The organism is uncultured Vibrio sp., assembly GCF_947488985.1.
GTDB lineage: Bacteria > Pseudomonadota > Gammaproteobacteria > Enterobacterales > Vibrionaceae > Vibrio.
The window spans coordinates 17,793-27,555 of record NZ_CANLBV010000048.1 but is presented as its reverse complement, the minus strand read 5'-3'; the positions used below and the strand labels follow the sequence as shown (position 1 = coordinate 27,555).

The window sequence follows — 9,763 nt, the reverse complement described above, 5'->3', positions numbered from 1 at the left end:
GAAACTCAGTGCATTGTTTAAGAATTAGGCAACTATGGACCAGGCATGTCTTCTATCTGAATTAAGCAACAAAACCGGAGGAAGATGGCAATCGTTGCTGCCTACTTTATATTATGACACGAATGGCATAGCAAGTCAACTCAAATGATAATTAATCTCATTAACTCAAATGAAATAAATGACGCAGCCAATTCAGTGTTGGACAAAAGTGAGTTACAGCAAACCTATAGAATCAAAGACGTTCAATTTGCATCTTCTCAACAAATTGAATGAAGTTATCTTTTGCAAAGCTCTCTAACTGCTCATTCCAAATTAGGCCAACGTCCCATGAGCTATTTACCCCTGACAGTTCCCAAAAAGCGACATGCTCATTCGCAATATGCTTTACACTTGCAGGAACAATAGTGAAGCCCAAATTTGCTGATACGAGTGCCAACAATGTTTGAATATCATCGGCCTCCTGAACTACATTCAGTTTTTTCTCATGCTCTTCCAATAGCATGTTTATTTGTTGGCTTAGCCCCTTACCTCGCTCAGGGTTAAGCTGTAAATAATCGATTGAATCTAACGAAAACCACAGCTTGTTTTTGTCTATAATTTGACTTCTGTGCGTCGCAAGCACTAGGTGATCTTTACAGAGCTTCACGCCCTTCAGCGGAGCTACAGTTGGTAGTCGACTAAAACTGAGATGAAGATCCCCCAGAAGTAGGAATTCTGACTGCTTTTGAGATGGTATATCGTTAAGTGTAATGTAGATATCTGGGTAGTGTTTTTTAAACTTAGCTATGTAATCTGGTGCAAGGTGGTAGGAAGATATACCAAAACCTATATTGAGAGTTCCTGCAATTCCCTTGGCTACTCGTTGAGTTAGAGATTTATATGATTCAAAACTCGATACCATTCGTTGCGCTTCAGGTAAAAGAGCTACGCCTGCCGCAGTTAGACTGGCCCCTTGTCTTCCTCTCTCAAATAAAACCACTCCACAAAAAGCTTCAAGGCGTTGAATCTTCTTAGTTAAAGCTGACTGAGTGATGTGTAAGTGCTCTGAAGCTACTCGATAGTTACCATCCACCGCTAACTGGCAGAATGTGCGTAAATCGACAAAATCCATTCCGTGCGCTCATTAATTATAGGAATTTTATTCATTATACGGAATCAAAGGAGCTTTTTAAAATGGTTGATATTCACCAAGTAAAAGGAACAATTATGAAAGATATCCGTGTTGCTACTGTCCAATTTAACCACCATGCGAACGACAAAAACTACAACTTATCGGTCATTCAAAGTTATGTAGAAAAGGCAGCTAAACAAGAGGTAAAAATTATCGCCTTCCCTGAAATGTGTGTGACTGGTTATTGGCATGTATCGAAACTCAAGAAATCAGAAATCAATGATTTGTCCGAGTTCATTCCACAAGGGGAAACGTCTCAACGCTTGCTAAGAATGTCTGAACAATACCAAATCAGCATCGGCGCAGGTTTAATTGAAAAGGACAAGGACGGAAATTTCTATAATTCTTACGTAATGGCAATGCCTGATGGCCAGATATCCAAACACAGAAAGCTGCATACATTCGTCAGCGAACACATGAGAAGTGGCAATGAATACACTGTGTTTGATACACCACATGGATGCCGTGTAGGAATCCTGATTTGCTGGGATAATAATTTAGTCGAGAATGTTAGAATAACAGCATTAAAAGGGGCTGATATACTAGTCGCGCCTCATCAAACAGGCGGAACAAACTCTCGCAGCCCTAATGCGATGGGGTTGATTGATCCCCAGCTTTGGCATAATCGTCACCAAGATCCAGATTCAATTCGTTCTGAAATGCAAGGTTCTAAAGGAAGAAAGTGGTTAATGCGTTGGCTACCCGCGCGTGCCCATGACAATGGTATGTTCCTGATCTTTAGTAACGGTATTGGGGTTGATATGGATGAAGTTAGAACGGGGAATGCAATGGTGCTCAATCCCTATGGTGAAATTATCGCTGAAACTGACTGCATCGATAATGATATGGTTATTGCCGATCTCAATGCGAAAGATCTAAATATGTGTACAGGCAGACGCTGGATCAGAGGTCGTAGACCTAATCTATACGCTCCCTTAACGATGGAAGGAAATGAATTGACGCCTTATCAGGCAAGATTCTCAACACAAAAATAGATGGCGTAACTTATTGAGTGGTCGCCAACGAATAATACGTTGGCGATTATGATTATATTGTTTCATAAAGAATCCCTAACAAACTTCGGGGCAAAAATGCGCTAGCTGAGATCAAGCTAGTATTGTGATCATCAAGCGCTTAATTACCGAAGGGGCTTGTCAAAATTCGATAACTAAGAGCTTTCTTTACTTTCCTGTACTCCACCATCATCGTCGGCTACGGTTAAACATATCTTCTCAAACTGATTTAACGTTGCTTGATCTACAGCACCACTTTCGTATAAGTCGTTTACTGTCTCATGCACCATATTCAAAACATCACTCATCTCATACTCACTTTACTACTTAGAAAATTTTGTCCTAACAGTTTAATATCAATAAACCCAACAAAAAACCATCAAGCATAAACTTGATGGTTTTGATTATTAACTGCTCGTTCAGCAGGTTGGTTGCTTTCTTCCTGGCCTACTCTTAGCTGCCTATACGGCAGGACACATGCCGATCTTGCAACGCATATGTATCGGATATTTCTTAGCTGCCTATTCGGCAGGACACAAATTGTAGGTGTTCACGGTTATAGTCTCCTATTTCTTAGCTGCCTATACGGCAGGACACTTTAAAACAAACCCTCTACTTGTGTGCCTAAATTTCTTAGCTGCCTATACGGCAGGACACTCTTGAATATAGCCTCTAACCTTCTGAATCTGCGTGCTTAAAGTCACAATTTATCAAAATACCCTTTTTCTTCTTACTTCTGTAACTCGGCGTTTTTCAAGGTAGTTGTCATCATTCGCTTACTTATTAAGCGGCTTCTCTTTCAGGATTTAGATGAACCTCACCAACTGGTTCACAGTTCCTAATCTTGCCTGACCAACGTGCAGGGTGTCGTTCTCTTGCTATCGACAACACGCACGCTCTGCGTCGTAATATCTCGTTATCTTGACCATTGTGGCGCTCTGATGGCGTGACGTAATTTAACTGACTGTGTTTATGTTCGGTGTTGTACCAACGCACGAACGCCTCTACCCAAGAGCGACTATCTTCAACGCATTTAAAGCCTTTTGTGGGCCAATTCGGCATGTACTTCACCGTGCGGAACAAAGACTCTACATAAGGGTTATCATCACTTACTCTCGGACGACTGTACGATGAAGTGATACCTAACTCCTCCATCTTTGCTCTGAAGGTCAGAGACTTCATTGGAGCCCCATTATCTGAGTGAAGCACCAACGGTTTATTAAAGCATTGCTCACGCATCAGCGTACGCTGCAATAGAACAGATGCTAGCTCTCCACATTCTCTTTCATACACATCGTAGCCGACAACTTTGCGACTATAGATGTCTTCAATGACATACAGATAGTAGTGCTGCCCTTTAACCATAGACGGCAAGTATGTGATGTCCCAGGTGTAGACTTGGTTCGGACCTGTTGCAGTATAACTCGTTGGTTTTGATCGCTTTTGTCGGCTTCGCTGACGACCTCGAGTATGAAGCTGACCTTTCGCTTTCAAAACCCGATAGTAACTCGACTCCGAACCAATATACTCACCTTTATCAAGCAGTGTCGGAACGATTTGAGTCGGTGGTAAACTCGCATATTCTGGGCGGTTGCACACCTCGATAATCGCGTCTCGCTCTTGTTGCGATAGTTTGTTCGCAGGCTCAGGCCTAACGCATGTCGGTCTTTTATCTGCCTGTATTTCACCTTGCTGATACCAGCGTCGATACGTTCTCAAGTCGATTTGAACTTCATGACAAGCGTACTCCAATCGGCAACCACTTTGCTTAGCATCGTGGATAAGAGTAACCAAGTAGTGCCTTTCATCGGTTGAGGTTAGTCGTCCTCTGGCTCTTCCCCGTAAAAGGCTCTCAGCTTTTTTCGCAGAACCAAGAGTGCTGCGGTTTCAGCTAAGGCTTTTTCTTTAAAGCGTAACTCTTTTTTCAGCTCTTTAATTTCAAGCTTGTCAGCTTTAGCTTGTTTCTTTGCTTCAGCCTCACGCTCTTTAGCAGACATAAACCCTTGCATACACTCACTTCGCCAATCTTGCACTTGTTCAGGGAACAAGCCTTTCTCTCGACAATACTGACTGAGTTCATTCTCCGTCATAGAGTAAGTTTCAGCGACAATGGCGAGTTTAGTTTGAGCAGACCACTGCTCTGATGAAGTATTACTATTCGGCACAGCGGCTCCTGAACGTCTAAGTTGCTGCCGCCAATGATACAGGGTTGCTGTGCTAATACCTTCCTCTTTTGCTACTTGGCTTACAGACATTGAATAAGGAGGTAGTAGCTTCTTCAATATGGCTTCTTTTCTTTCTGTTGGAATGCGATTCAAAGCTCACTCATTACCACCCAAACTGGTTAAATCTTAACAGTGACAACTATCCTGCCAGAGGGGGAACTCTTTGTTTTTACTTGCCTAAAAAAGAGCTTGGGAAAAAGGGTTAAAAACGTAACTCAGGTACCGTGCCTTTTCTTTCTTGATTGGTGGCTAAACCATAGCTATTAAAGTTTGCTGTACCGCGCTCACCGACAAACTCCTTTTGTACAAACAACATATAATCTTCCCCGGAAGAACAGCTGGAGATTGGTATTCGATGAAAACTATCGATGACCCGCTCTTCATTAGTGACTGGTAATGATGTTCCAGCACCAAGTAGTTCGGCTCTCGCCATGCTACGTTTGATCCGACGTTTCTTGGATCCCAGAAAGCTTTTCCCGATCGTTTGGTTACGGGTAAACCTCACCTCTACCGCAGTGTCAGGCACCTCACAAACACTAGAAATCTCAAACAAACCTTCATTTACCATCACAGAGAAATAGGGCTGAAAAGAGAGTCCAACCATCATCTCTTTATCTTCGGCAACAAAAGCTATGGTTTGACCAACCGTAACATCACTCCAGTCGGGAAAGCTCACACCTATTTTATTCATGGCTTGTCGGTTATTGACCATAAACAAGTGCATTTGGGATATACACCGTCCTGCCAATAATTCATGGTCGGCTTGTGCAGGCATGTAACGTATTAAGAAATAGTAACGCTTAGTCATATCTATCCCTTACTTCGCTTTAGAACAATTGAATAGGCCGCCTTTGATCAAGACAGACATGATGAAGTGCACATCATTTGGGATGACTTGAGAAGCTGTCATACTTTCAATCCAGTTCTCTGTATTTCTGAGCAGTTGATAGAAGTCATTTCCATGGGACACGTGTCGCCTTGCTATAACGTATTCTCGATCTGCCCCATATTCGTTCACTCTTAATGGTTTATCTGCGTTTTCATGCCACCAATCGTCAATCGATTGCAACGCGGCTCCAACTTTTTGACCATGAAACGCAACGGTTTCCTTCCCGTTCAATAGTTCGACAGTAGCTAACTGCTTAGTAGGGACACCATCTTCTCGGCTATCTAAAAACTCTTGGCTTGGGTAAACCTCATCTCCCCAACCAACTCCAATTTTAGCTTTGACATCCATGTAGAAATATTCGGTCGTATCGGAAAGGGCTCGCATCAAATAGGCTGTGAGCTTTTCTAGGCATTCTGCTGAAGCCTCATCCCAATGACCATACCAAGAAAGCCTTGTTGCGTTTTCTATAATCAAGGTTTGCGAATCACTGGTGGTCACTTCTATCGACAGGTTTCGACACTCTCTGTTGCGCCAAAGCCAACGGCCAAGCAGTATATTCTTTGCGTATCGATGAGCGAGCTCCTGATACCCATTGAGCTCTTTATAAGTATTAGCCAGTAACGAAAGTTTACTGCGCACTTCATCGTCACTACAGATATCTGGGGTTAGAGAATTGGCTCGAATTCGAAGGGGGAATGCACAATAGATATCATCGACACCTGGCTTTACGTAACACTCTTCGATGAACTGAGGATTGGAGTGAGCTAAATCTTGTAGAGCAACATTCTTTTTTACGAACTTGCCCCCTTTATATGCTTCTGCATACCCACCTTTTGGTGCACGCAACCTAGTCCGATCAATTTCAAGGGGACACATCTCACCACTTTTAGATAGATAATAGAAATATGCTTTGCCAGCAGAGAGTGATCGAACGTAATTCAGCTGAGTGCAAAGTTCCATAAGCAATTAATCCCTATAGTTTTTTATAAGAATAGTTTCGCTACTGCATTCTATCGACCAAAAGGCATGATTTAAAAAGTGATCTCTTCCACTAAAACGTACTTCTATGGGGCTAACTCGCTGAGCGAGTCCTATCGCATTCTCTGCATAAGCGTGACAACTGGTGATTGAGTTGCCCCGTTTAGTTGGACGTTCTAACAAATGGTAGCCAATAGAAACTGGTAAGTTATCAGCGTCTTTAGTGATTAAACGTTCTAGCTCATCAAAATCATTCGGCTGTTTTTCACTTGGATATAACCATCGCCCGTATGCTGGTAACCCTTTTAAGACATGGAAAAGCTCACTCCTGCTGGTAAATGTCTTAAGCCACTCAACCTGTGTCGAGAGCTGTGGTTGGTATAATGCCCCTCCGGCGAAAGCAACGGGAAGTGCCGTTTTAAGTGCGGACTTAAAATCTGAAATTCGGCTGTCACTATGGACTCTGATAACTAGGTCTATTTCTAGGTCCGCCAATCGTTCACTACGAATGGTTGATCGCTTCGCGTTAGAAACCGTTCGTGCTTTAGCGACTGAGTTGGGTTCGGTAAGCTTGGCCGTCGGTTGAATGTTCTCACTTCGAACATAAAAAGAGAAACTCGAAAACTCAAACGGGGAATCACAATTAACTAGCTTATTAAACTCTCTTTGATAATGGTGCATGAACCCCCAAATAGCCGTCAAAGAAGGCGCACCACACAGATATGGGTTACTCATTGCGACCGCATCTTGCACTCTCATTGATGACAAATAGATATACTGCTCACCCGTTACCTTATCTTCATTGCCATTTGGTTTACTAAGTTGTTCCAGTAACCATACGATTTGGGCTTTGACGACCTGCATAAGCTTAGGGTGGTAGGCAAACTTCGCGGTATACTTGTTATTCTGAAACGTGAGATGCAAGCGACGGTTAAACTCACTAGCTAAAGAGCCTAGACCCGATTCTGATAGCACTAAAAAGGCTTGAGCTAAAGTGTCATCATGTTCCAATTGCTGTTGATTAGGGTCAGCATCAACGATATCTCTTAACTCAATTAAAGGAAGCATCCAAAGGGCTATCTGCTTTCGCAATATCTTACTTCTAACCTTGCGAGCACTATCCCTCTGCTTCTGTGTTTTTGATGGCTCTGAACCAATTAGATGATTTAAAACCTGACAAACTTTGGCATTAGTTACCTGATAGTCATCAAAGTAGTGACCACTCTTTTTGCGACTTTCAGTTAACGTCCCACCCTGCGCTGGTTTGACGTCTAGCGGGTAGTTTAGGACTTTCATATGCCCACCTAAACTGCCACACAGATTCCCGATACTTGCCGAGTTTGGCAGCGATGAAGACACAAAGCTGAGCTTACTTTCTCGACTTCTCGATCTCACTTCTAACTCTCTTTGGATGGCATGACTGACCACTGGGGTCACCGAAACATAATCATCCCCCCATGGAAACCGCAGTTGCTTGCTGTAAGTGCTGACACTGTCAGGAAAACTATTTTCAGGAAGTTGTTCTTCAATTGTATGTTTTAAGCGAGCAAGTGACTTAATGCCTAAACCAAATTCTTTGAGCAGCTCAACCCAAACAGAGGTTTCTTGCTGAACAAGTGCAAGAAGACTCACGGACTGTGATTGCCAGCGGAAAGGATTCAATAACCACAATGTATGGCGATACACCGCGGAGTTATGCGCCCACCCCAAGCGTTGCTCTAATACTGTGCTTGAAATAAATGCCTCGGTTGTAGTAAGAGGCTGTGCAATTATTCGCTTATCTTTAACTCGGCAGTCTGGAAACTTGAGATTATGGGTGTGGAACCATTTGATTTCATCGAGGGACGCCTCTAGGTTCTCAGCCGCTTTTAAATGCCTTTTAGCACGGGCAACATCCAACCAATCAGAGCATCTATCGGCTTGGTGGCTTGAACTGAGATTAAGCAAGATCGTTAACGCTTCTTTTTCACACCCATCAACACAGACATCTTCCGTATAGGGCATGAACATCTTCTTTAAAGCAGACTGCTTTACTGCTTCGTCTTCAATTGTTAATAAGTCACTTAATTTCGTCATAATTACCACTCTGGTAGATACACACTTAAACCATCACTTTCAGAGCTCATTCGAGTCAACTTTGTTTCGATGACACTTCTTAAAGTAAACGCCGATTCATGACTCGCTATCTTTGTATGCATTCGCGGCCTGATAGCGGCTTTAATCTCACCAAACTCATACAGCCGATACACTTCATCCGTTGTACAAGAGAGCAATGTAGAAGTTTCTAAGGGGCTGATCAGTACATCACCGATATTTCCTTTGCCGCTTGAGGGCACTGTTGCCATTAGCTTTGTAAAGTAAGCTAACACCTGTGCGAGCACGATATTGTGACTCAACTGCCGACTGGGTAACTGACGACAATCTTTAAGCAGAGTCCCAAGAGCTTCGTTGAAAAACACCTTCTTCCAATCTTTTACTCGAACAAGTTCTGCCTTCTCTTTCAAGGCATCAAGGTCTTGCCACAATGCCTTTGGCCAGAAGCCACAATATTCAATGAATGACTCAAAACTGAGGTCATCGATATCGCCATAACGATTTACATACCAAAGAAAAAAACCATAGCGTTCAGATAACGTCATTTCTCCTTTTAGTAATCCCAAGGGTTTTGAATCATTCCCTGACAACCATTGAGCAACTAATACCTCAACCTCTGGCGCATCTTCTACTGGCGAGTTTCGGAGTTCGAAACCACATTCACATTGGTTAATACTCTCGGTACTTTGGTATTCAAGTCTCGACTTACACTCAGGGCAGTGATGAATCAGTTTACAGCCATGATGTTCACAAGCTTGGTGAGAGATAAATTGCCACTGCTGGCGAATGTAAGGGGCTTCGTTAATACACAGAGGGCAAATAGGCGTGAAGCGTTTGCGAAGAAAAGCATAAGGGTAGTCAACACCGAATCTATGTACTGCTTTGTATTGTGGAGAGAATTGAGCTTTTGAATGTAATAGCGCTAAGCGCAGTACACCAAAGTTGTTAAGCTTTAATTGGTTCTCAAGATGGATAAGAACCCGCACTCGCATTTGGCTTGTGGTTTGAGCGTGGTAGATATTGACTCGGTTGAGCTCTAAGGGGAAAGCACCAGCAATCGCCTCATGCTGATCCATGGTGTCGAACCAGATATCTTCGGCGAAATGAGAAAATCGCTCGTAACCTTGCTCTTGCGATAAACGCAACAAGAAGCTTTCGAGCGATTCATCAGAGTAAAGTTGAATGTCCGTGTTCACATGCCACCACTAAAACTTAGAATATCTAAGTTTTAGTATGGGAGGTATCTAGTATATTGCAACCATAAACTTTAGTGATTTCCATAATGAAACATCATCAATCTTACTCATGGTACTTTCTAGCTCAGAGATACTATTCCTATCAAACTGATGGCATTAGGCTAAGTAACTTTTGCCCCATTTCGTGCCAGTAGCAT

Annotated in this window: 8 protein-coding genes and 1 CRISPR repeat array; of the genes, 1 reads left to right on the top strand and 7 read right to left on the bottom strand. The window is 42.8% G+C overall.

The genetic code is table 11. The features are described from left to right. Positions 1-232: 232 nt before the first annotated feature. A complete protein-coding gene (locus Q1A70_RS11930; RefSeq protein ID WP_299691247.1) occupies positions 233-1,111 on the bottom strand; it encodes a LysR family transcriptional regulator in 879 nt (292 codons plus the stop codon). A 62-nt stretch (positions 1,112-1,173) separates the two neighbouring features. On the opposite strand from Q1A70_RS11930, the gene Q1A70_RS11925 reads away from it, so the two are divergent. Further along, entirely contained in the window at positions 1,174-2,166 is a 993-nt protein-coding gene (locus tag Q1A70_RS11925) for a nitrilase family protein (protein WP_299691250.1), read from the top strand. A 173-nt stretch (positions 2,167-2,339) separates the two neighbouring features. Here Q1A70_RS11925 and Q1A70_RS11920 read toward each other — a convergent pair whose 3' ends face one another. The 6 genes from Q1A70_RS11920 to Q1A70_RS11895 all read right to left on the bottom strand — a co-directional run bounded on the left by Q1A70_RS11920 (position 2,340) and on the right by Q1A70_RS11895 (position 9,566). After that, entirely contained in the window at positions 2,340-2,492 is a 153-nt protein-coding gene (locus Q1A70_RS11920; protein WP_162838724.1) for a hypothetical protein, read from the bottom strand. Between the two features lie 140 nt (positions 2,493-2,632). Next, positions 2,633-2,842: direct repeats of the CRISPR family, unit length 30 nt; unit sequence ATTTCTTAGCTGCCTATACGGCAGGACACT. Positions 2,843-2,967: 125 nt separating this feature from the next. Beyond that, positions 2,968-4,502 (bottom strand): IS3 family transposase gene (locus tag Q1A70_RS11915; protein WP_299691252.1). Its coding sequence is split into 2 segments (ribosomal slippage): positions 2,968-4,034 and positions 4,034-4,502, totalling 1,536 coding nucleotides; the frame shifts between segments, so codons are not numbered across the junction. Between the two features lie 109 nt (positions 4,503-4,611). Next, entirely contained in the window at positions 4,612-5,217 is a 606-nt protein-coding gene (gene cas6f / locus Q1A70_RS11910) for a type I-F CRISPR-associated endoribonuclease Cas6/Csy4 (protein ID WP_299691254.1), read from the bottom strand. A 9-nt stretch (positions 5,218-5,226) separates the two neighbouring features. Next, entirely contained in the window at positions 5,227-6,258 is a 1,032-nt protein-coding gene (gene csy3, locus Q1A70_RS11905; RefSeq protein WP_299691257.1) for a type I-F CRISPR-associated protein Csy3, read from the bottom strand. A gap of 6 nt (positions 6,259-6,264) precedes the next feature. Next, positions 6,265-8,352 carry a type I-F CRISPR-associated protein Csy2 gene (locus tag Q1A70_RS11900; protein ID WP_299691260.1) on the bottom strand — a complete coding sequence of 696 codons (2,088 nt, stop codon included), beginning with the start codon at positions 8,350-8,352 and terminating at the stop codon, positions 6,265-6,267. Positions 8,353-8,354: 2 nt separating this feature from the next. Then, a complete protein-coding gene (locus tag Q1A70_RS11895) occupies positions 8,355-9,566 on the bottom strand; it encodes a TniQ family protein (protein ID WP_299691263.1) in 1,212 nt (403 codons plus the stop codon). Positions 9,567-9,763 lie beyond the last annotated feature (197 nt).